The 24607-nt window shown below is 47.0% G+C and carries 16 protein-coding genes; 13 read left to right on the top strand and 3 right to left on the bottom strand.

Features of this window, described 5'->3' with window-relative positions; translation table 11 throughout:
* Window positions 1-2 precede the first annotated feature (2 nt).
* Together NIES2104_RS12770 and NIES2104_RS12765 are read right to left on the bottom strand one after the other, a co-directional pair.
* A complete protein-coding gene (locus NIES2104_RS12770) occupies window positions 3-905 on the bottom strand; it encodes a M23 family metallopeptidase (protein WP_225895239.1) in 903 nt (300 codons plus the stop codon).
* Window positions 906-924: 19 nt separating this feature from the next.
* Window positions 925-1752: an alpha/beta fold hydrolase gene (locus tag NIES2104_RS12765; protein WP_058998563.1), complete on the bottom strand. Its 828-nt coding sequence runs from the start codon at window positions 1750-1752 to the stop codon at window positions 925-927.
* A gap of 149 nt (window positions 1753-1901) precedes the next feature.
* Between NIES2104_RS12765 and NIES2104_RS12760 the strand changes: the two genes are divergently transcribed.
* The 4 genes from NIES2104_RS12760 (at window position 1902) to NIES2104_RS12745 (ending at window position 9275) form a co-directional block, all read left to right on the top strand.
* Complete coding sequence (locus tag NIES2104_RS12760; protein ID WP_058998562.1) at window positions 1902-2087, top strand: hypothetical protein; 186 nt, start codon at window positions 1902-1904, stop codon at window positions 2085-2087.
* A gap of 220 nt (window positions 2088-2307) precedes the next feature.
* A complete protein-coding gene (gene metH / locus NIES2104_RS12755; RefSeq protein WP_058998561.1) occupies window positions 2308-5940 on the top strand; it encodes a methionine synthase in 3633 nt (1210 codons plus the stop codon).
* 196 nt (window positions 5941-6136) lie between these two features.
* Window positions 6137-6730 carry a Uma2 family endonuclease gene (locus NIES2104_RS12750; protein ID WP_058998560.1) on the top strand — a complete coding sequence of 198 codons (594 nt, stop codon included), beginning with the start codon at window positions 6137-6139 and terminating at the stop codon, window positions 6728-6730.
* Between the two features lie 133 nt (window positions 6731-6863).
* On the top strand, window positions 6864-9275 hold the full coding sequence (locus NIES2104_RS12745) for an AMP-binding protein (RefSeq protein ID WP_082689982.1): 2412 nt from the start codon (window positions 6864-6866) through the stop codon (window positions 9273-9275).
* Between the two features lie 177 nt (window positions 9276-9452).
* On the opposite strand, the gene NIES2104_RS33420 is transcribed toward NIES2104_RS12745, so the two are convergent.
* The gene (locus NIES2104_RS33420) at window positions 9453-9611 is read right to left on the bottom strand and encodes an NB-ARC domain-containing protein (protein WP_339375242.1); all 159 of its coding nucleotides are present in this window, start codon (window positions 9609-9611) and stop codon (window positions 9453-9455) included.
* Window positions 9612-9954: 343 nt separating this feature from the next.
* Between NIES2104_RS33420 and NIES2104_RS12740 the strand changes: the two genes are divergently transcribed.
* The 9 genes from NIES2104_RS12740 to NIES2104_RS12700 all read left to right on the top strand — a co-directional run bounded on the left by NIES2104_RS12740 (window position 9955) and on the right by NIES2104_RS12700 (window position 24604).
* Complete coding sequence (locus NIES2104_RS12740) at window positions 9955-10338, top strand: DUF1304 domain-containing protein (RefSeq protein WP_202815057.1); 384 nt, start codon at window positions 9955-9957, stop codon at window positions 10336-10338.
* Between the two features lie 58 nt (window positions 10339-10396).
* Window positions 10397-11308, top strand: coding sequence for a glycoside hydrolase family protein (locus tag NIES2104_RS30815; RefSeq protein WP_072218061.1), 912 nt, complete (start codon window positions 10397-10399; stop codon window positions 11306-11308).
* A gap of 22 nt (window positions 11309-11330) precedes the next feature.
* On the top strand, window positions 11331-12221 hold the full coding sequence (locus tag NIES2104_RS12730; protein WP_058998558.1) for a peptidoglycan-binding protein: 891 nt from the start codon (window positions 11331-11333) through the stop codon (window positions 12219-12221).
* Between the two features lie 114 nt (window positions 12222-12335).
* Complete coding sequence (locus NIES2104_RS12725) at window positions 12336-14417, top strand: caspase family protein (RefSeq protein WP_058998557.1); 2082 nt, start codon at window positions 12336-12338, stop codon at window positions 14415-14417.
* Window positions 14418-14431: 14 nt separating this feature from the next.
* On the top strand, window positions 14432-18970 hold the full coding sequence (locus tag NIES2104_RS12720; RefSeq protein WP_058998556.1) for a caspase family protein: 4539 nt from the start codon (window positions 14432-14434) through the stop codon (window positions 18968-18970).
* Entirely contained in the window at window positions 18963-20564 is a 1602-nt protein-coding gene (locus tag NIES2104_RS12715; RefSeq protein WP_058998555.1) for a caspase family protein, read from the top strand. The genes NIES2104_RS12720 and NIES2104_RS12715 overlap by 8 nt, the downstream gene beginning before the upstream one ends.
* Before the next feature lie 33 nt (window positions 20565-20597).
* Window positions 20598-21962 carry a hypothetical protein gene (locus NIES2104_RS12710; protein WP_058998554.1) on the top strand — a complete coding sequence of 455 codons (1365 nt, stop codon included), beginning with the start codon at window positions 20598-20600 and terminating at the stop codon, window positions 21960-21962.
* A gap of 203 nt (window positions 21963-22165) precedes the next feature.
* Complete coding sequence (locus NIES2104_RS12705; RefSeq protein ID WP_058998553.1) at window positions 22166-23200, top strand: nitrilase-related carbon-nitrogen hydrolase; 1035 nt, start codon at window positions 22166-22168, stop codon at window positions 23198-23200.
* Window positions 23201-23203: 3 nt separating this feature from the next.
* Window positions 23204-24604 carry an aldehyde dehydrogenase family protein gene (locus tag NIES2104_RS12700; RefSeq protein WP_058998552.1) on the top strand — a complete coding sequence of 467 codons (1401 nt, stop codon included), beginning with the start codon at window positions 23204-23206 and terminating at the stop codon, window positions 24602-24604.
* Window positions 24605-24607: the final 3 nt, after the last annotated feature.

Genomic DNA, 24607 nt, shown 5'->3' with positions numbered 1-24607 from the left:
ATTTATCGCCGAATAAATGCCAGTGGATCTTCTGCCACCCACCCCAATTTGGAATTCGATCGCACTTCAAAATGTAAATGCGGTTGGGAGATTGTCGGGGTTCCGGTTTGTCCAACGGTTCCGACGATCGCGCCTCGCTTGATCTTTTGTCCGACTTTGACATTAATCTTCGCTAACTGAGCATATCGGGTTTGATAGCCTTGCTGATGATTAATCACAACTAAATTTCCGTATGCACCTTGATTTCCCGCAAATGCAACGGTTCCATCACCGATCGCTTCTACAGAAGTCCCCACATTTGCCAGCATATCGATGCCACTGTGAAAAACAGGTTTCGTGGTTCCATTCGGCAAATACCAGCCAAAACCAAGCGCGATCGACGAGTTTCCTTTGAGCGGCGAACCGGATAAAACGCTAGACACTCCGACTAAGGTAGGCTTTGCGCCTTCATTTGGCGACCAGTTCACACCGGGAACAAACACGACTTTTGGCGATTGCTGACAGCCGTTCACTTCATACAGCACATCCGGTCGAACTCGATACCGCGCTGCTAAATCCTTCAAACTCTGTCCAGTCGGAACTTCTACGCGAATCCCGTTATAAGGCGGAATCAATAAAGTCTGTCCAGGGGTCGCTTTGCCCGATCGGACATTCGGATTTAGCCCCATAATCGTCGCCGGAATCAGATTGTATCGAGACGCGATCAACTCTAGCGTTTCTCCTGATTTCACCGTATGCCGCGATAATCGGGACAACGCAGGAGCCGGACAGCCCGCTTCTTGTGCCAATCCTTGCGATCGTGCGATGGGTAACGTTCCCAAACTTAAAATTCCAGCCAGAATCAACCCACGGTACTGCATAACTTGATTGATATAGTGCTGCCGTTTTTTGAACGAGTCTAGCATTTGGTTGTTTCAAATTGGGCTAAACGATCTGCTGTTTTAAGAATGGGATCAGAACTTCACTCACCTTCTCGTGCCAGTCTTCTTGTGGATAATGTCCAACTTCATCGAGTTCGACCAGGTGCGATTTAAAAGAGTCCGCCAGGTCGATCGATAACCAGCGATCGCGCACTCCCCACCCAATCAGTAACGGTTTCTGCCAATTTGCCAAACCCGATTCGATTTCTGCGGTTGCTTGTTTAAGTTGCAAATTCTGAATAATCGCGAGTAACGATCGACCCACATCCGATGTTTTCAGCCAGGGACGGCGATAAATATCTAAATCCGCGTCTTCGATTCGATAACCGCCTCCGCCTTCTAAAGTGCGATCGACGAGTAACGGATCTTGTGTCATCATGTCGCCCACGAGCGGAATTCCCATCTGTCGGAGCTTCCAGGGAAGTTTCGCATCTTGAGCGATCGGACAATTAAAAATTGCTAGTCGTTCGACTTGTTCGGGATGCCTCAGCGCGTATTGAATTCCGACTGAACCGAGAAAGCCTTGGGATACGATCGACACTGTTTCAAATCCGAATTGAGCAATTAAGGCTTCGAGTGCATCAATAAAGGCATCGGGAGTATAAGCGAAATCTCGACGATCCGGCATACTCGAATATCCACAACCAATCCAATCGGGCGCGATCGCTCTAAATCCCTGTTCTGCCAATGCGGGCAACACATTTCGCCAACTGTAGCCCTGAGACACCAAGCCGTGCAGCAAAATGACCGGAGTGCGGCTCTGATTTGTCGGTTCTGCCTCACGGTAAAACCAGTTCAGCGCTCCGACTTCAATTCGCTTGCCCTCGACCATTTGACTGCTCCTGCTCTTTCGAGTGAGCTTACCGCGTTTCGGGTGCAGAATCTATTGTCAAAAATCTATGACACATCTATCTTTTTGTAGTTCTTGATACAGAATTTTTCTGATATAGTAGTCATGTAATCAGAAATGGAGACAGAGTTATGTCGATTCAAGATCAAGCACGCGCCCTGATGACCCGTCACCGTCAAATGGTTCGCAATCGTGAGCAGTCCATGTTGACTCGCCAAGCCAGCGAGATTGGAATGCCCGCAGAATCTGCACAAGTCGTGCACAATAAGACCTCCAATGTTGAAGGCTACGATCGCAGCAATGTGGGTTTGAGCTAATTAGAACTGAATGATTATCTTGACTAGGCGTTCTTCATCCGAGGAGCGCCTTTTAATTTGCGTTTTTAGCGAACCGCGAATCCAGAAAATATGTCAAAGTAAAATTGTGTAGCTATTGTAAATTGTCACGATAGCGGCTTTCTGTTGAAACGGATTCCTCATAAAACTTAAAGAGAACTCAGGGTTTTTTCTCAAATCTGTCGTTGCTGAAGTTTCTGCTATGAATAGTGCCTTTCTCACCCGCCTTCACAGTCCTGAGCGCCCCGTTATCGTCTTTGATGGTGCGATGGGAACGAATATCCAATCCCAAAATTTAACCGCTGAAGACTTTGGTGGAGCCGAGTATGAAGGCTGTAACGAATATTTAGTGCACACGAAACCGGAAGCGATCGCGAAAGTTCACCGCGATTTTCTCGCAGCAGGCGCGGATGTAATCGAAACTGATACGTTTGGCAGTAGTCCACTCGTGTTGGCTGAATACGGACTGCAAGACCTAGCGTACGATTTAAGTAAGAGAGCCGCAGAATTAGCGAAACAGTGTACCGCAGACTTTTCGACTCCTGAAAAACCGAGATTTGTAGCGGGTTCGATCGGACCTGGAACGAAGCTTCCGACGCTCGGACATATTGCGTACGACGAATTAAAAGAGGCGTTCACCGTTCAGGCAGAAGGCTTGTTTGATGGTGGGGTCGATTTGTTCATTATCGAAACTTGTCAAGACGTTTTACAAATCAAGGCAGCGTTGAACGCTGTTGAAGCTGTATTTGCGAAAAAAGGCGATCGTCGTCCGCTGATGGTTTCAGTGACGATGGAAGTTCAGGGCACGATGTTGGTCGGAACCGATATTAGCGGTGTGTTATCAATTTTGGAGCCGTACCCGATCGACATTCTCGGTTTGAACTGTGCGACCGGACCCGATCGCATGGCAGAACACATCAAATATTTGACCGAAAATGCTCCCTTCGTTGTCTCTTGTATTCCCAACGCAGGCTTACCCGAAAATATCGGCGGTCACGCTCACTACAAATTAACGCCCGTTGAACTTCAGATGTCATTGCATAAATTCATCGAAGATTGGGGCGTTCAAGTGATCGGGGGCTGTTGCGGGACTCGTCCAGCACACATTCAAGCACTGGCTGAAGCTGCCGCAACAATGACCCCAAAAGCGCGGAAAGTTCGCATTGATGAACGCGCTTGGATGAATGGTCAAGTGTATGAGTCTGAAACACCTAGACCAACGCTTGGATACACACCTTCAGCAGCATCGATTTACACAGCACAACCATACGAGCAAGATAATTCTTTCCTGATCGTGGGTGAACGCTTGAATGCCAGCGGATCGAAGAAAGTTCGAGAATTGCTGAATGCGGATGACTGGGATGGACTGATTGCGATCGCAAAATCCCAAGTCAAAGAAGGCGCACATGTCCTTGATGTCAACGTCGATTATGTCGGGCGCGATGGCGAACGGGATATGAAAGAATTGGTGTCGCGACTCGTAACGAATGTGACACTTCCCTTGATGCTTGACTCGACCGAATGGCAAAAGATGGAAGCAGGCTTAAAAGTCGCGGGCGGGAAGTGCATTCTCAACTCGACCAACTACGAAGACGGCGATGAACGATTCTTCAAAGTGTTAGAACTTGCAAAAGAATATGGTGCGGGAGTTGTCATTGGTACGATCGACGAAGAAGGTATGGCACGTACCGCCGAGAGGAAATTCCAAATCGCTCAACGTGCCTATCGAGATGCGTTAGAGTTCGGAATTCCGCCGCATGAAATCTTTTTTGATACGTTGGCGCTACCGATTTCAACCGGGATCGAAGAAGACCGTGAGAATGCAAAGGCAACGATCGAATCGATTCGGACGATTCACGAAAATCTTCCAGGGGTTCACTTCATGGTTGGGGTGTCGAACATCTCATTTGGTCTGAGTCCAGCGGCTCGAATCACGTTGAATTCGATGTTTTTGCACGAAGCGACGATCGCAGGAATGGATGGCGCGATCGTATCGGCTGCGAAGATTTTACCGATCGCGAAAATCGACCCCGCCCATCAACAAGTTTGTTTAGATCTGATTTACGATCGTCGTCGCTTTGACGGTGATATCTGTATCTATGATCCGCTCACGAAGCTGACTGAACTGTTTGAAGGTGTCAGTGCGAAAGAGGCTCGATCGAACAATACTTTAGCGGATCTTCCAGTCGAAGAACGCTTGAAGCAACATATTATCGACGGTGAACGCATTGGACTAGAAGATGCGTTGAAGATTGCCTTAGAGAACTATGAGCCGCTACACATCATCAATACTTTCTTACTCGATGGTATGAAGGTTGTGGGTGAATTGTTCGGCTCTGGCCAAATGCAACTCCCATTCGTGTTGCAGTCTGCGGAAACGATGAAATCGGCTGTCGCATTTCTCGAACCATTCATGGAGAAAAAAGCCGATGACAGCGGTAAAGGTAAGTTCTTGATTGCAACTGTGAAAGGTGATGTCCACGATATTGGTAAGAACCTTGTTGACATTATCTTGACCAACAACGGCTACAAGGTCATTAACTTAGGAATTAAACAACCGATCGATGCGATCGTTGATGCTTACAACCAGCACAAACCCGACTGTATCGCAATGAGTGGATTGCTCGTGAAGTCCACTGCATTCATGAAGGAAAATCTTGAAGTCTTCAACGAAAAAGGAATCAATGTTCCAGTGATTCTGGGTGGTGCAGCACTAACTCCGAAGTTCGTCTATGAAGATTGCCAGAATGTTTACAATGGTCAAGTGATTTATGGTCGAGATGCGTTCGCGGATCTAACCTTTATGGATCGCTTGATGCCTGCGAAACAAGACGGGCAATGGAGCGATACCGAAGGTTTCCAAGGTGAATTTTCGCAGTTCAATCAGAAAGGGCGAAAAGCGATCGAGCAAGCCGAACGTGAACTAAACGGCGAACCAGAAAAGAAATCTGATGAACCGGAAGTGATCGATTTAGTACGATCGGAAGCTGTCGCGATCGACATTTCTCGCCCGACACCGCCCTTCTGGGGAACGAAAGTTCTCAATCCCGAAGATCTTTCCGTGGAGGAACTCTTCTGGCATTTGGATCTGCAAGCTCTGATTGTTGGACAGTGGCAATTCCGCAAGCCGAAAGACCAATCGAAGGAAGAATACGATGCGTTTTTGAAGGAGAAGGTTTATCCGGTGCTCGATCGCTGGAAAGAACGCATTCGCACCGAAAGCCTGTTGCATCCTCAACTAATCTACGGTTACTTCCCTTGTGCCGCTGAAGGCAATTCTGTTTACGTTTACGATCCGTCTGTGATTGAAAAAGGCTTAACACCCGAAACCGCGACCCCGCTTGTAACCTGGACATTTCCGCGTCAGAAGTCCCTGCGCCGTTTGTGCATTGCCGACTTCTTCCGCCCGATCGCCGAAGATCAATTCGATGTTCTCCCAATGCAAGCGGTCACAATGGGACACATTGCCACCGAAGTCGCTCAAGAGCTTTTCAAAGCGAACAATTACACCGAATACCTCTATTTCCACGGTATGGCAGTTCAGATGGCGGAAGCTCTCGCAGAATGGTCACACGCTCGAATCCGTCGAGAATTAGGATATAGCGACTTGGAGCCGGACAACATTCGCGATATGTTAGCTCAGCGCTATCAGGGTTCGCGCTACAGTTTCGGCTATCCCGCTTGTCCGAACGTGCCCGACCAGTTCAAACAGTTAGAACTTCTTGATACTGCGCGGATTGGGATGACGATGGATGAGAGTGAGCAGCTTTATCCAGAACAATCAACGACGGCATTTGTAGTCTATCACCCGACTGCGAAATACTTTAGTGCGTAGTTATCGATCGATCCTGAGTAGGCGAGGTGTGAGTCATTGCATCTCGCTTGTTAATTTCTGAAAGTAAATTGAGCGAAAGGCTAGAAGTCAGACGAACAATCTGAGTGAAGTGTTGATGTAAAAGTTTCAGCCTTGGTATCGTAATCAAGTCGAGTCCGCTTGCTATTTTATAGACAGTCGATCGTAGAAACTCGTGATGCAAACCATTGAACTTTCAAAGCGCTACACGCCTGAAGAGTACTTAGCTCTCGAAGAAAAAGCTGAGGTTAAAAGTGAATATCACGCTGGAGAAATCATTCCAATGACGGGCGGATCGCTCAATCACAATCGAATTATCAATCGGATTTGTGCTTTCTTGCTGTCGGCACTACGCGGCAAAAATCATGAGCCTTTTAGTAGCGATGTTCGAGTGTGGATTCCGCAGTATGGGAGATTTGTTTATCCAGATGTGATGGTGATTGAGGGCGAACCAGTTCTTTATCAAAATAGAACCGATACTGTTGTGAATCCGAAACTCATTGTCGAAGTTCTGTCGAAATCGACCCAAGATTACGATACGACCGATAAGTTTAGATACTATCGATCGATTCCCGAACTTCAAGAATATGTCTTGGTGAATCAGTACTTGGTCGAAGTTCAGCAGTACACCAAAACCGATCAAGGATTTTGGATTTATCGCAGCTATGAATCGATCGAAGAACTCCTAAAGTTCGGCACGATCGAGGCTGAGCTGAATCTGACTGAAATTTACGAAGGCATTTCTTTTGATACCGCCACAGACGTATCGTGATTCTGCTTCAGGAAAACTACGTAGACGAATCATCATAAATATTTTGATTTGACAAAGACTCGCTTCAATCGCTTTGTCAACACGCAACAATCCGCTAGGCTATAGTCCACACAACTGCCTTGAGGACTGAAGCATGACGGCTGAAGGAGTTCGTAGAAAGTCGGCAACACGTCTAGGTATCGTGTCCGTAAATTCGACTGGGTACGTAGATGCCATGTTCAACTGCTTAGAGGCAGGCGAAATCGCAGTACCGCTAAAACACGGAGAAGATCACGATCGCATTCATGCCGCCAACGTCGATCGCGTTCTAATTCCTCAAAGCAACGGCAACTGGATGACCCGCAGTTTCAAAGGCTCAAACAGTTCTGACACTGCAATCATCTCGTTCACCTCCGGCACCGAAGGCAAACCGAAAGGCGTTCTCCTCAGCCATCAAAATTTATCGGATGTTGTGACTCGACTGAATCGCGTCATGCAGGTTGATGACACGATTAGCGAATATATTGGCGTTCCGGTGTATCACTCGTTTGGATTTGGGCGGTGTCGAGCGATCGCATCCACAGGCGGAAGATTTTACATTCCTGAATCGGGCTTCAATCCGGCTGAAATCGGCGCAATGTTGCGAAAAGGAGAGATTAACGCGATTTCAGCCGTTCCGAGCTTGTGGCGCGTTCTACTGTCGAATCCAGATTCCATTGGAAACGCAGGGCGGCAAGTGCGCTGGATTGAAATCGGCAGTCAATACATGAGCCGTCAAGAAAAAGAAGCGATCAAGGCTCTATTTCCTGAAGCTCGAATCGTGCAGCACTATGGATTGACCGAAGCTTCTCGATCGACATTGCTCGAAATTCACAAAACCGAAGGAGACGCGCTCGAATCGGTGGGAACTGCGATCGGGAGTGTCGAGATCAAACTGACTGAATCTGAACAAATTGCAATTCGCGGAAATCATGTCGCACACGCCTATCTGATTGATGGCGAGGAAGTGCCGATTCAAGACCAAGACGGTTGGCTGATTACAAAGGATTTAGGCAGCTTAGAGAATGGGCAACTTTACTACAAAGGACGCGCCGATGATGTGATCAACTGCGGTGGACTCAAGATACAGCCTGAAGCACTAGAAGCAAAGTTATTTGATCAAATCGGATACCTACCAGGGATTGCAATCTGTCGTAAACCTGATCCGATGCGGGGAGATGGTTTCTTAGTTGCGATCACGCCAGAGGTGACGATCGGCCCCGCCAAACTTCAAGAAGCGGTTTCTCAAGCAACTCAAGCTTTTGGAGTCAATGCAGGCAATTCGATTTCTGTCGTTGAAATCGATCGACTTCCCAAAACTGCAACAGGAAAAATTCAACGCCGCCAGCTTACTCAGTGGTATACCGACCAAAATCTAGAGCAACCTGCTGAACCTTCAGGCATCGGAAAAAGTATCAGTGCTGATTTTTGTCGGGTTTTGAATCTGCGGCAAGTTCAACCTGAAGACACGTTTATTTCACTCGGTGGCGACTCACTTTCTTATGTGCAGCTTGCGATGCAGTTTGAGCGGCATCTAGGCTATCTCCCGCAAGGTTGGGAACGCATGTCGATCGTGCAACTCGAAAAACTTTCACCGCAGCACGATCAATTTAGCCTGATCGAAACAAACATCATTCTGAGAGCGCTTGCCATTTTTGTAGTCGTGGCAGATCACGCTGAATTGATGGATTTTGCAGGCGGTGCATTTCTTCTACTGATGATTGCAGGCGCAAACTTAGCCCGATTCCAATCTGAGGCATTGTTTCAAGGTCGATTGATTCAACCTATCTTTTCACTGTTGAAAAATTTAGTTACGCCGTATTTGATTATTTCGATCGCTTATCAACTTTGGAAGCGTGAACTAGATTTAGGTGTACTGTTCCTATTCAGCAATTTCATCAATCCAGAAGTCACCTCGATCTTTCCCATCTGGTTCATCAATCTCTTAGTTCAGGTGATTCTTGGATTTTCACTGCTTTTTGTCATAAAACCCGTTCGTAAATTTGCAGCGGTTTCTCCTTGGGAATTTGGATTGACTGCAACAATGCTCGGTGTTTTGGCAAAAGTGGGAATTTCATCGATTTGGAACACGACTTATTTGTACGATCGCGTTCCTCATATGTTGTTCTGGATTTTTGCCTTGGGTTGGACCATTCAATTTGCTCGAACCCAACAGCAAAAAGTAACGACGACAATGACCCTTTGGGCGATCGTTCCTGTGCTAGTTGCTCTAAATCACACCTATGCGGTATGGATGCTCATTGGAGGAACCTTACTACTCTGGCTACCCACCGTTTCAATTCCCCAAATCATCAAGTCTCCACTGCAAGTTCTGGGAGCAGCAACTTTTTACATTTACCTGTTCCACATGACCTTCATTCACTTTGTTGCCAATGTTGCACGCATTGAGAATCCCTGGCTAAACACCGCAGCAGGAGTTTTAGGAGGGGTTTTAGTTTGGGCAGGAGTTCAAGCAGTGCAGCAATTTCGAGCGAGCAAGCGATCAACCGTTACGGCAGAAACTTGATCAATCTCAACTGCGATCGCTTGTTCAAAACCTAGTACCTGCTCCTAATGGAATTGGCACTACTCGCATGGAGCCATGAACATTCCAGCAAACGAGGACGGATGCAACCCTCCACTAGAGACGACTTGGCATGAAACGTGGGGCGCGACATTCCGACAGTTGCCGCAGAATGTTCCATTAACTGAGACGATCGCGCAGCGATCGCCAAATCACGAACTCATATTGATCTTGAAGCTCCTCTGCTAATTTGACTGAGAGCGACGTTTTGCCCACGCCGCCCATTCCTAACAGTGTCACTAAACGGCAATGGTCTTGCACGATCCAAGTTTGGAGAATTGCAAGTTCTTGAGTGCGACCGTAGAAAATGAAAACATCAACAGCTTCACTCCAATCAACCTTGTTTTGGCTGACAGCGTTTTCAGTATTATATTTACCGTAGAATTATGAGTCCCATAAAAATTTCAGTATCTTTGCAGAGGCAATCTGACTTTTACCTGACTTTTGTCCGACCTTTACCGACTTTCAAATCAGCAATTTAGTGGTTAAATTTAATGCAATCAGCTACAGAAGTGCTGAGAGCAGTCCTGATTCGGGAAGAGTTTGTCGAAAATCTTTCCAATCCAATTTTCTAAGGGTGCAATGTCAGCAATTGGTTTTCGAGGGTTTTCCAATGAAGTTGATGCTCAATCTTCTCATTAGTCTGGTCGCTCTACTCCACCTTGGATTCTTGATCCTGGAAATGTTTTTGTGGACAACCGCAAAGGTTGCAGCAAATTTCAATCTGTCGCTGGAGCAAGCACACCTGATGGCACCCCTCGCAGCGAATATGGGACTTTACAACGGATTTTTAGCAGTTGGATTGATCTGGGCATGGTTCATCAAGCGTGTAGATCAGTCCGTTTGCAAACTGTTTCTGCTGTTCATCGTGATAGCGGGTGTGTATGCTGCCATTACCATCAAGCTATCGATCCTGTTTGTGCAAGCGTTACCTGCTGCGATCGCTCTCCTTCAGCTTGTATTAAGACCACAAGCTGAACAAACACCGTCGGGATATCATCCTTAAGCTCAAGCTGCTACTCCCAATTAAATAAATCGACTTACCTGTACACTAAGGCAAGCTTATGACACGATCTTTAGAACTCTACAATGATGGTCGGCTTTATGAATTTGAAGATGATCAAACCGTCAAAGTCACTGAAACTCACGGACAAGTTAGAGCGCTCATTGAAGCTCTGCGATTTAGCATTGCTAGCACCTTTACGCTTGCTCTTCCCAATCAGCAACCACCCAACGTACCAGCAACTCGTGCAGCTTCAAAGCATCTCAATGCAGAAGGCTTTAAGTTATTAACTACCTTCGAGGGCTGTCGATTAGAAGCTTATGATGATGGGGTTGGGGTCTGGACAATTGGCTACGGACATACGCGTGGTGTGTTTCAAGGAATGACCATTAATCAGGCTCAAGCAGAGGAATTCCTGCGAGAAGATTTAGAGCAATTTGAATCCTATGTTGAGGATGCGGTTAGCGTCACCCTAACTGATAATCAGTTTTCGGCATTGGTCTGCTTCTGTTTCAATGTCGGACCTGGGGCAGAAGGGTTTGGTGGCTCAACGCTGCTGCGGCTTCTGAACACCGGAGATTATCAAGGTGCGGCAAACCAATTGATCAGATGGAACAAAGCAGGCGGCGAATCCTGGTTAGGTCTAACCCGACGACGACTGGCTGAACGCGCCCTGTTTCTAAGTTCACCTTGGCAATCCTTCGTAAACTATGAGGGAACGGGTGAGGAAGTTGTCGGGTTAGCCACAAAAGCACCTCGCACTTTAAGACTGACAGAGCCACTGATGCAAGGTGAGGATGTGCGTCAGGTGCAAGAAGCTTTGGTCAGTGCAGGCATTGCCCTAAAAGCAGATAGCTTCTTTGGCAAAGATACTGACAAAGCAGTAAAGCAATTTCAGCAACAACACAACCTCGAAATGGTAGATGGCGTGGTTGGCGCAGCAACTCGGAAAGCTTTAGGGCTACCTGTTTAACCTTGGAATACTGGAGAATCTCATGTGTAGTTTAGAATCGAAATCCGATCGTACGTCCCAAATTATTGTTGAAGACTGTGAACAATTTGATGATAGTGCATTTCCGAGAGCAAGCTATGTTGGAAAACTCAGCGATGCTCCGGGTGAATCAACCGCGATCGCGAACGCGCTATCCCAACAGATCATCCACCAGATGAATCTGATCGTTCCCAATATACTGGCGAGCTTTGATGACTTGAACATTAATGCAGGAGAAGCTGCTTACCCGCTCGTGCAATTGAAAGCAAAACAGGCACTGCAAAAAGCGATTCAAGAGCGTGGACGAACAATGGTTCTGAATTCAGGCTATCGCACGATCGCACAACAATTCCTGCTTTATAGTTGGTATCACGGTCGCAGTCCAGTTGCTCCAGTTGGAGCCAGTAATCATCAGGATGGTTTGGCGATCGATATTGAAGATGCAAGAGGCTGGGAGCCGTATCTAGAGAAGTATGGCTGGTATCCGTTACCGGGAGATCCGCCCCACTTTGACTTTGATCCTGATAGTTCACACGGCACTCAAGAACTTGGCAAAACCGCAGTTCTGGCATTTCAGCAGCTTTGGAACAAGAACAATCCGAGTGAGCCGCTCAAGGAAGATGGGTTGTATGGAGGCAACACAGCAGATGCCTTGAGTCGATCGCCTGCTCAGGGATTTGACAAAGCACCTTGGGATGACAATCCTAGACTCCTCCGCCTCAGCAAACCGTTGATGGAAGGCTCAGATGTTCTCCGGCTTCAGCAAAAGCTAAACCTGGCGGCTGATGGCGTATTTGGATCGAACACGGATAAAGCAGTGAAAGCATTTCAACAGCAAAAGAGCCTAACCGCAGATGGCATCGTTGGTGCCAAAACATGGACAGCTTTGGCTTGAGTTTGAACTGTTTTAGAATAAGCGTTGTTGCATCTTACCCTAAGCGATCGTCACTTAGAGCGATGATGCAGCAGCGCTTCAGCTCGTGATCACACCTGTAACTCGATTAATCCGATGACTGACCAAACACCTAATTTGTATGCTCTGCTGATTGGCATCAATTGCTACCGACCCAACCGCTTGTCAGATGGAAACTCCTATAAAAATCTGGGCGGCTGTGTGCGAGACATTCAACACGTTGAGGCACATTTAACACAAGTTCTAAAAGTCCCTCAAAGCCAGATTCTTAAACTCACTTCCACCAGCAGCGATCCTGAATCGCGTGAACCAGTGGAATCGATTGATCGACTAGCGACCTACGCAAACATCGTAGCAAAGTTCAAGCAGCTAACCGAGATGGCTCCAGCAGGTGCCCAGGTCTATGTTCACTATTCTGGACACGGTGGGCGGGCAAAAACCGTGTATCCCAAGATTAAGGGTAGAGAAGATGCGATCGATGAAGGACTGGTTCCGGCTGATATTGGTGAGAGCCAGTATCTTCGAGACATTGAACTGGGTAATCTGCTCAAGCAAATGGTCAAGAAAGGACTCATTACGACTGTCGTTTTAGATTGCTGCCATTCTGGAGGTGCAACACGCGGAGATGCTGAGGTTCGCGGCGTTGAAGGGGTCGATACCACCCCTCGACCTCTAAAGAGCTTGGTTGCTTCTGAGGAGAACTTAGCAAAGACCTGGCAAGAACTCACAGAGGGAACTCGTGGACTAGAGCCAGGGCGATTGCTGCCCGATAGCAAAGACTATGTGCTACTGGCGGCTTGCCGTCCCAATGAGCTTGCTTATGAGTACGCCTTCGATCGTACAGGTGGCGAACGGAATGGCGCACTGACCTACTGGTTATTAGATATTCTGAGACAAAAAACTCCCGGATTAACCTACAAAGATATTCAAGATTTTCTCAATGCTAAGATTCATAGTCAATTTTCTCAGCAAACCCCTATGTTAATGGGAGAAGGGAATCGAGAAGTGTTTGGGACAGAATTTGGCACTGCTCACTATGCCGTGACGGTCATGAAGGTGGATGAGACTGATAGACGGATTTTAATGAACACGGGGCGGGCAGTTGGTTTACGCGAGGAGACTTCTTTTGCGATCTATCCATTCGGGATCAAAGACTTTTCTCAGGAGAATCGAATTGCAGTTGCCACTGTTGTCGAGGCAGGTGCAACTGAGTCTTGGTGTACAGTGGAAGTGATCGACAACAAGCCACCAGTAAAACAGAGCGATCAGGCAGTGCTTTTAGCAGCATCAACAAATTTAGTCCGGAGAGTCCATCTCGACTCCACTGAACGCACTACTCCAGAGGAAGTGTCAGCCCTACAAACAGTACGAGATGCTCTAAAAGACAACAAATGGATTGAATTAGAGAGCGATAAACCGATTCATTATATCGTATCTCTCAATCAAAGCGGAGAGTATGAGATTTGTGATTCTGCTGGAAAGCCTTATCCGAATTTACGACCTGCGGTAAATTTAGGTACTCCAGACGCAGCTCAAACGATCGTGAAACGATTAGTTCATCTAGCAAAATATCAGGCGGCGGAACAACTCGCGAATCTAGATAAGTCGTCTCCGTTAACCAGCAAACTAATCGTTGAATGGGTGGGTCAGCTAGAAAAATATGATCCAGAGGATGGAATTCCAGACATATCTACACTGAAGCCTTTTGATGATCCTAATGCTCCAATGAGCAAAGCAGATAAATGGATTTTCTTACGAGTTCATAATGGCTCTCCAAGCACCTTGAATGTTGCAATTTTGCATCTAGGTTCTAACTGGGCAGTCACCCAAATTCATCCCCATGATCCAGGTTCAAGATTTATCACACTCGAATCTGGTAATGAGGAAATTATTCCATTCAGATTGAGTTTGCCAACCGGATATACAGAAATGTTAGACACAGCAAAAGTGTTTGCGACAGTCGGTGAAGCAAATTTTCGGTGGTTAGAACTTCCCGCGATCGATCAACCGTTAACTCGCGGTGGCAATCTAGCTGGCAAAAATCCTAGCAATTCTTTAGAAGCACTATTGTCAACTATTACAGACGAAGCCCCTGAAACCCGCAGCTTGAATCCTGCGAAGTATCCGAGCAAGGAGTGGACGACAAAGCAGGTTACAGTAACAGTCAAAAGAGGATAGCTAGGAGGACAGCGATGGCATGGGATACCAGAACAAACTTTACTCGGAATCTGGCAGTCGTCATTGGAGTAGATGACTATGCAAGTAAAAGCATTCATAAGCTCAGTACGCCTGTGAGTGATGCTTCTGCCATTGCGGACTTGTTAGAAACGGACTACGCTTATCAGCAAATCAATCCAAAAACAGAAGTGATTCGTCTGTTGAATCAGCAGGCAACTCTTGTGGAAATTAGAGATGTTCTCACTAAAACGCTACCCCAACTACAGCCTAATGAGGGCGATCGCTTAATCTTCTATTTTGCGGGTCATGGCTTGCCACGCACCAATGAAGACGGTCCTGAAGGCTATCTAGTGCCCCAAGATGCTGACCCCGCCAATCCAGACTCCTTTCTGCCAATGCAGGAAGTTGCTGAGGAACTGAGCAAACTAGCATGTCATCATCTGCTGGTCATTCTCGATTGTTGTTTTGCTGGGACATTTCGCTGGGTGGGTCGTCGAGACCTGATCCCGGTTCTGAAAACCATTCATCGAGAGCATTACTATCGGTTTATTCGTTATCCTGCATGGCAGTTGATTACTTCTGCTGCTCACGACCAGGAAGCTCTGGATGTGGCGAAGTTGAATCAGGATAAACGGGGTGAAGTTTTGGGATACAACGATCGCCTGCATTCACCGTTCGCCCTTGCACTCCTAGAAGGCTTACAGTACAACAAAGACTCTCAGCGGCAAAATGCAGATTTAATTCCTGATGGAGTTGTTACTGCTCACGAACTATTTGTTTATTTAGAGAGACGGGTCAGTGAGTTGTCGAAAGAGCAACAAACGCCTGGGCTTTTTCCACTGCGGCGGGACTATGACAAAGGGGAATTTATCTTCACCGCGCCCAGATTTGATCCAGAAAAACAACTTGAGCCTGCACCGGAACTGAATGAGGAGAATAACCCCTACCGCGGTTTGAAGTCGTTTGATGAAAAACATGCTGCGTTCTTCTTTGGTAGACAGGTCTTGATTGAGGCTTTGGTCAAAAAACTTTGCCAACCGAACCAAACGCTTCATGTTGTATTAGGTGTTTCCGGCTCCGGAAAATCCAGTTTAGTCAAGGCAGGATTACTCCCTCGCTTACGAACGGATGAAGGTCAATGGTTCATTCTTGAGCCAATGCGTCCTCAATTGTCGCCATTTACAGCTTTGGCAAGAATACTATTGCCGATCGTAAATCCTGCTTTAATCGAGCAATTGCCGCAGGTCTGCTTTTTAGATGAAAAGCTGAAACAAAGTACTGCTCCGATAGCAGGTTGGGACAGTGCCAGACCTGAGACAAAACTGCTGCTGATTGAAGATTATTTCGTTCAGCTACAGGAACTTTGTTCAGTAGAAGAACAGCGATCGCTCACGAACCTACATCAATCACTTCTAACCGAGATTGAAGCGATCGCACAACAGCTTCAGCAAGATCCGCACTATCTTGGTAACGAAATTCAAAAGTGGAGCCAGACCCATCCTAATGCAACCCTGCTCCTGGTGATTGATCAGTTTGAGGAGCTGATTACGATGAGCCAAAGTAGTTGGATTGAGCGAGATCGCGCGTCCGACAGCAAACAACTGCCTTTCCTGGAACTGCTGCGAGACGCGATCGCAGTTTGTCCGCAGCAATGGCGAGTGGTAGTGACGCTGCGATCAGATTTTGAGCCGCGTTTTCTCGATTCGCCGTTACAAACATACTGGCAGGCGGCTCGGTTTCCAGTAAGGGCGATGAACTCAGATGAGTTGCGGCAAGCGATCGAGGGACCTGCATTAAAGCAGGCGTTGTATTTTGAGCCAGATAATTTAGTCGGAATGCTCATCGACGAAGTAGGGCAAATGCCAGGAGCATTACCGTTGCTATCTTTTACCCTCAGTGAGCTATACGTAAAGCTGCGAGAGCGGTGGACGAAAGATGAAAGTACCGATCGCGCTCTGCGGCTGCAAGATTATGAAGAATTAGGTGGCGTAGCGGGAGCATTGACTCGAAGAGCAACCGAGGAGTATGAATCATTGGGCAATCTCGAACGGGCAACGATGCGACGAGTCATGCTGCGAATGGTGACACTTAAGGGAAGCAGCATTGCACGGCGGCAAGTACCAGAAGTAGAGTTAGTGTATCCAAGCGAGACGGAGAATCGGCGGCGGGAGAACGTCATCGATCAACTCGTCAATGCGCGTTTGTTAGTCAAAGGGCAGGAGATGGGAAGAAACTATGTCGAACCCGCTCATGACTTACTGCTGCGCTGGAATCGGTTGCAAGAATGGATTGAGCAAGAGCAGGAAACTTTGGCATTGCAGCAACGTCTTACCCCTGCAGCGAACGACTGGTACAATGATGGACCTCTCTTGCCCGATGGCGATCGACTAGATCGATTAGAAAAACTCTTAAAGCAGAAAGATACTTGGTTGAATCGCCTAGAAATTCGGTTTATTCAGGCTAGTCTTGACTTTAGAGAACACCAAAAGCGAAGAGAGAGAGAGCTAACCGTCAGAACAGAGCTAGGGCAAAAAGCAGCGAGAGTCATGACGCAGCTTTCTATTAGTCCACTGGAGGCGATGACTCTAGCTATTCAAGCAACAGGGCAAAATTTAGAGGAGCTACCCCATGAAATGCTGACTTCTGTACAACGGAGCCTATACACCGTTATGAACAAGGCTCGAATTCCGAACATCACCTTTCAAGGACAACACACCCAAAAGATAACCTCGATCGCCTTTCATCCGACTAACCGATATGTGGTTAGTGGTAGTACAGATAAGACTCTCAGACTATGGAATTGGGAACAAGGTCTAGTTACACCTGCATTTGTGGGTCATGAGGGAGAGGTAAATGCTGTCGCATTTGGACATAATGGGCAGTACATCATCAGTGCTAGTGATGATGGAACGATTCGCCTCTGGAATTTTCAACTGCAACCGATTGGAGAGCCATTTGTAGGGCATCAGGGAGCGGTCACCTCAGTTGCAGTCAGCCCGGAAGGACAATACATTGTGAGTGGGGGAGCAGATGGAATGATTTGCTTCTGGAACTTACGAGGCGAGTTAATTCGGAAACCTCTCAACGGTCATCAAGGAGCAATTAACTCAGTTGCTGTTAGTCCAGATGGACAATACATAGTGAGTGGAGGAATTGACAATACAATTCGATTGTGGAACTCAAAAGGCAGATGGATCGGCGACCCCTTTGTAGGACATCAGGACAATACTTCAATCAGGAAAGGAGTATACTGCGCGATTTTTAGTTCAGACAGCCAATCGATCGCTAGCTGCGGTGCAGATTCAACCATTCGCCTGTGGAACTTAAAGGGTGAAGCTCTCATCTCGCAGCCTCTAAAACAAGGTGGAGTTGCTGCAATCTTATTCAGCCCAGATGGACAAAAAATAGTCGGTGTTGGTCATGGAATCTGCTCATGGACAGTCGAAGGTCTTCAGGTGGAGGAGTATTTTTCGCAAAACTCGTACTATATCAACTGTGTTGCTTTTAGCAATGATGGTCAACACTTTGTGACGGGAGAGAGTGGAAGCGCTATCAAAATTTGGGATTTAGAAAGAGATGAAATCGAAGCTTTTGCTGCACACGAGACAGAGATAGCAACTGTAACGTTTAGTCCAGAGGGACAGCAACTCGCGAGTGGCAGTTTTGACGAAACAATTCGGGTCTGGAACTTAGCGAACGCAAATGAGAAAATACTTGAGGTTGAAAAAAGCCGAATTTCTTCTGTTGCCCTGAGTCCAGATGGAACGATGATTGCGGGTGGTTGCGATGACTGCGAAGTGCGCCTTTGGAATCTCAAGGGTGAAGTCATCCGCTCTTTCGGTGAGCGAAAAGATACAAGATCAGTGGCTTTTAGTCCAAACAGCAATCTTGTAGCGAGTATGAACACTGACGCAGTTCACTTATGGGATGTGAATGGGAATTTGAAGAATAGTCTTCCCCTGCAAAGTTCAGCGAGTTCTAATCTGTTGGCTTTTAGTCCAGATGGGTCAGTGCTGGCATGTGGTTCTGGATTTGCGGTGCGCGTATGGGATTGGAGTAAAAATATAGTTCAGGCTTTACCTGGAGAAGCCGATAATGTGATTCAAAGTGTACGATTTAGCCAGGACGGGAAGACCATTATTACCAGCGATGTGGGTGGATCAGTATTTCTTTGGAACTGGAAAGAAGGAGATCGCAAACGGTTTAGACATTCAAATTCAGTTTACTCGGCTTGTTTTAGCCCCGATGGAAAAACGATTGTCAGTGGTGGGGGCAAAGCGTTTTTATGGGATAGTGACGGAAATCTTATTGCTACATTTCAAGGACGTGATCATGCAATTAACTCTGTAGCCTTTAGTTCAGATGGACGAATTATTGCTGCCGGGAGTTCAGAGGGAACTCTGCATTTGTGGCGAGGCAATTGGAAGGAATGGCTTCAAGTTTGTTGTAATCGCATTCGCAACCATAATTCCTTTAAAAATCCTCAAACTGATTTAGCAAAAGAAGTTTGTGAGATTTGTCGAAAATATGTCTGGAATGAGAACGATGTCTGAAATCTCTACTAGCGAGTTCCGAACACTCAATCCAGTCAAAGTTGAACCTGAGCCTGTAAAACAGGGACGATCGCTGGTTGTCGTCATCGGAATCAACACTTATGCTCATTGGCGAACCCTTAACAATGCGGTTCAAGATGCCTTGGGATTACAGCAAGCGTTGATTGACAAATTAGGGTTTACAGCACCGATCGCGCCTCTAATTGATGCTGCTGCAACACAAGAAGCGATCGAAGCTCTGATCGAAGAGCAACTGCATGAACTGCTGAAAGAGGATGATAGCCTGGTATTGTTCTTTGCCGGACATGGACACACCCGAATTGCTCAAGACTCAGAAGTAGGCTATATCATTCCAGTCGATGCCCGAATGCCTGATGAAGATAGAGAACATTGGAGCGACTATATTCGACTGAATCACTGGTTGGAGGAAGTGGCTGAACTACCAGCAAGACATATTCTTGTGATTCTAGATGCTTGTCACAGCGGGGTTGCCTTGGGAAGTGCTGCTAATATCTATCGCAGCGCAGAGCGATTCCGGGCTGATATTAGCCGCGATCGCAGTCGAAAGGTGATTACCTCTGCAAAACAAGACCAGCTTGCTTTAGACGGCGGACCTGTTCCAGGGCATTCTCTTTTCACCGGAACGCTGATTAACGGGTTCAACTGGGGAGAATCCGATATCGATGGCAATGGTTTTATCACCTCCTCCGAACTCGGACTATACCTACAACAGAAAGTAGGACAAGCTTCTGGATCAACTCAGACCCCAGAGTTTGGGGCTTTTCATCGAGACGAGCAAGGAGAGATGGTCATTTCTCTGCGAAATCAGAGTTTTGATACGCTAAAAGCCCGTGCCCTATCTGCTTTACAGACCGGACAATTCACCCTATTTAAGGAATTGACAGAGCAAGCGATCGCGCTCAAACTTACCAGCGCGGAAACGCTTTACTTAGAATATCGGCTCAGATTTCGAGAAGGTAATTTTCAGCGCGTCACTGAAATCATTGATATCCTGGTTCGCGCTGATCTCCAAGAATCACTGATTCCACTGTCTAACAATGATCTTAGTAAAATTCAGCTTCGGCTTCCCTGTTGGGCACCTGTCTTATCAATTCCAGAAGGAGAATTTTTAGCAGAAGTTACTGTGATGACAGGTTCAACGAAGGAACAACTTCTGGTGATCGCACCTCAACCTTTTGGAGAGAGTCAAGCCTATTTGATCGAACCCAAAAGCTTTTGCCAATTGAGCCTGAACAATCCGACTTCAGCCCCCTTACACATCTATATGGTGGGATTTGACGAAACAGGTCGGTTCCAGCTTGAAACCCTTTGGGAAGATGAAGAGATTATCTTTAATGGCTTGATGCCAGGAGAAACAAAAAGGAGCTTTCTGTTTGCACCCCAAGGTAAGCCTGGTTTACGCGAAATTCGCCTTTTCTCCTCTCCTAAACGTCTCCGATTCTTTTTGTTTCCTGCTTCCTCGGATGCCTACGGCGCTCAGATCGACACTATTTCTGCTGAGGACTTGCAGCAGATTGAAATGAAAGTGATTCGCTACAGTTTGACGAATTCCCTTTTATCAGAAAAAGTATAATCCTCACATCAAACTACCTCAAAGGCGAACAGCATGAAAAAATGGATTCCTACACTCATTCTACCGCTGGTGCTATGGCAAATGCCTGTGTTAGCACAAACCGAGCCTCAGCCTGAAGTCAATCGACAGCCCGCAACCGTTCTGCCCATTCAACCTGACGCGAGAAACGCCTTGGTTCCGATGAGAAAAACAGAGCAGATTCGTCTGCAACTGGTAAATTGTGCAGGGTGGTTAGACTGCGAATTAGCACGGCTCTTGCTACCTGCTAGTGCGACGATCGATCAACGGCAACTTCAGTTTGACAATCCGACGACTTCTACCATTAATGTCCTCAATACTGCTGTGATTTTAGATGGGGATATTACAGGTTATCAACTGAGCGAGAAAGCGATCGCAGTTGCTCAGGGGAACCAATCTTTCCCCGCGACTCAAATCAGTAGCCTTCCTCTGACGCTGAATCGAGCAGCGATGCCGCCTGATCAGTATGTGGGTGCAGTTTATTTCACGCTGAATAGTAGAGGACGTCTCAGTTTCCCGATTGACCTTAGTGTTCGGACTGGACCTCTTTTGCCCTTGGTCGTTCTGTTCTTTGGTATCATTTTGGGTCGCTTGTTTAAATATATGGAAGAGCGTGGGGAACCTCAGGCGAAGGCAAAGGGGGAAGTTTATCGCTTGCAGAACGACATTAGGCGAGCGAGATTGGACAAACAGGAAGAAGATTCATTGTTGGGGATGACCAATGGAGTCCAAACGCTAGTAAATCGTGAGCAGCTAGAAGCAGCTTCACCCGTGTTGCAGGCAATCCGCGATCGTCTGGAGATGCTGATTAGGCTTGAAGCCTTAGAGAATGAATTTAATCAGCAGCAATCCATCAGTCAGGATGTGCAAGATAAGACTGCAAGCAAAATCCATGAAGTCCGCTGGCTCACTGCTCAAGGACAAGCTGATCAAGATGCAAAAGCAAAGCAGATTCTGACAGAGCTTGGTGCAGATTTCAAGGACTTTGCAACCAGAGGAGTCAACGAAGACCCAGCAATCGAAGTCGTCAGAGGTAAGCTCAAAGGAATCGTTGCGGTAGCCAATCAGATCGATCGAGCAACTGAACTATCCAAGGCAGAACCGAGCCGAGTAAATCAGTTTCAGCAGTTCTTCATCATGCTCTCTGGAGTAACTGATCAAGTTCGGGCAGAAGCTACTTTTTGGGTGGTTCGTCCTCTCCTCGCGTTGATCTTGTTAGTAGGGTTGTCATCAGTCGGTATGGGGTCACTGTACATAGAGCGAGGAACAACATTTGGAGCCAGACCGTTTGCAGACTACTTAGGCTTAATTCTGTGGGGTTTGAGTGCAGACGTAGCCAGCCGTAGTTTAAGTAGCCTACAAGGACGGAAAGATCCATAAGCGAAATCAATGATCTTGACAACGGTACTCTCGATTACTACATATTCGATGTAACATGGCGAACAAGCCTAAGCAGTTTTCGATCCTTGAATAAACTCGACCCACTGTCTCTGAATTGCCTCTCTCAAGTTTTACAACGGAGGGAACTTCAGGTTGTGATATCAGTGCTAGAATCACCCGCAATCCTCAGATCGAACGATTCAATGAGTGACAATGGACTCGCTTACAAAGCATTAGCACTTCAGGTAACGTGTTATGCCATCAACCAAAGCCGCGATCGACTAGAAGCACGATCGAGAATTCAGCAGGCGATCGAACGATTAGGACAGCAAATTGCGGCGAGTCTTGCATTTATTGGACCTGATTGTCGTTTAGTCGTGTTACCAGAGTATTTTCTCACTGGGTTTCCGCTGGGAGAATCGCTCTCGGATTGGGCGGAAAAGGCTTGCTTGGAAATGACCGGCAGCGAGTATGAAGCGCTCGGAAACATTGCACAGAAGCATCGAATCTTTTTAGCTGGAAATGCTTATGAAGTTGATCCGCATTTTCCAGGATTGTATTTTCAGACTTGTTTTATCCTTGATCCGAGTGGAACGGTGATTCTGCGTTACCGTCGATTGAATTCATTATTTGCGCCCACTCCGCACGATGTTTGGGATCGCTATCTAGAGCAGTACGGACTTGATGGAGTGTTTCCGGTTGCCAGAACTGAGATCGGTAATCTTGCAGCGGTGGCATCGGATGAGATTTTATTTCCAGAAGTGGCGCGATGTTTAGCAATGCGGGGGGCGGAAGTCCTGCTACATCCGACTTCAGAGATTTATGGACAAGCACGATCGCCTAAAGAAGCCGCAAAGATTAGCCGCGCTGTGGAAAATATGATGTATGTGATTTCAGCGAACACCGCTGGCATTGCAGAGAGTCCGATTCCGAGCGGTTCAGTGGATGGTGGCTCGAAAGTTGTGGACTATCGGGGATTGGTGTTAGCTGAAACAGGAGCCGGGGAAAGTATGGCGGCATTTGCGGAGGTCGATTTAGCGGCATTACGTCGGTATCGTCGGCAACCTGGACTGGGCAATTTGCTTGCACGTCAACGATTTGATGCGTATGTAGAAAGCTATCAGCAAGCAGTGTTTTATCCCAGAAATACAATGATCGAGGGTGAAATTGAGCGAAAACATTTTATTCAAACTCAGGTTGCAACAATCCACCGCTTAGCCGAACAAGGAGTGATTTGAACGATGACCCGCATTCCTGTTCGGAATCCTCGAACCGGCGAAGTCGATTACTGGATCACGCCTCCGAATGTTGCTGAAGTCTGCGATCGACTCCGCTTCGCGCAACGAGATTGGCAATCTGTTGATTTAGATCAGCGAATTGCCGCATTACAGCAGTGGAAACAAGCGATTCAGCACGATCGAGAAGCATTGATTCAAGCTTTGGTGGCTGATACCGGACGGTTCGGGGTTTCGGTTTTAGAAGTCGATTCGGTGTTGTCGAGTCTCGATCGCTGGTGTCAACTCGCTCCAGAACTTTTACAAGAAACGGAAAAAACAACGGCAATTCCATTTATTGATCTAAAACAAGATTCAGTGCCTTATCCGTTAGTCGGTGTGATCAGTCCGTGGAACTTCCCATTACTTTTAGCGATGATTGATGCGATTCCGGCACTATTAGCTGGATGTGCTGTGATTGTGAAACCGAGTGAGATTGCACCTCGATTTATTCAACCGTTGTTAAAAACACTGGATCAAGTGCCTGAATTACGATCGATCTTCACCTTCATTGAGGGGGCGAAAGAAACTGGAGCCGCTTTGATCGAGCAGATTGATCTGATTTGTTTTACGGGCAGTGTGAAAACCGGGCGACAGGTTGCAGAAATGGCGGCAAAGCGATTTATTCCAGCCTTTTTGGAACTGGGCGGAAAAGATCCAGCGATCGTGCTGCAATCTGCCGATCTCGATCTCGCAACTTCTGCCATTTTATGGGGTTCAGTTGTCAATACGGGACAGTCTTGTTTATCGATCGAGCGAATTTATGTGGATCAAGCGATCATCGAACCGTTTACCGAGCAGCTTGTTTCTAAAGCAAAACAATTGAAACTCGCTTATCCTACGATTCAAGATGGCGAGATTGGTCCGATCATTGCAGAACGACAGGCGGCGATAATTTCAGAGCAGCTACAAGATGCGATCGACAAAGGCGCGATCGTTCAGTGTGGCGGCAACCTTGAGAACTTAGACGGCGGGTGGTGGTGCGATCCGACGGTTTTAACCAAGGTGAATCACAGCATGAAAATCATGAGCGAAGAAACATTCGGACCCATTTTGCCGATGATGCCATTTAATACAGTTGGGGAAGCGATCGCGCTTGCAAACGATAGCATTTATGGATTGAGTGCCGCAGTGTTTGCAGAATCAACAACCGAAGCGCTGGAAGTGGGCGATCGCATTGAGGCGGGTGCAATTAGTATCAACGATGCTGCGCTCACCGCATTGATTCACGAAGGAGAAAAGAATGCTTTTCACGCTTCTGGAATGGGAGGATCGCGCATGGGAGCGGCAGCACTGAAACGATTTATGCGAAAGAAAGCTTATTTGATCAAAACAAAACCGATTCGTGATCCTTGGTGGTATGTATAAGAG

Source organism: Leptolyngbya sp. NIES-2104 (genome assembly GCF_001485215.1).
Taxonomy (GTDB): domain Bacteria; phylum Cyanobacteriota; class Cyanobacteriia; order Leptolyngbyales; family Leptolyngbyaceae; genus Leptolyngbya.
The sequence above is the reverse complement of the archived record's forward strand: the minus strand, read 5'-3'. Positions and strand labels throughout refer to the sequence as shown.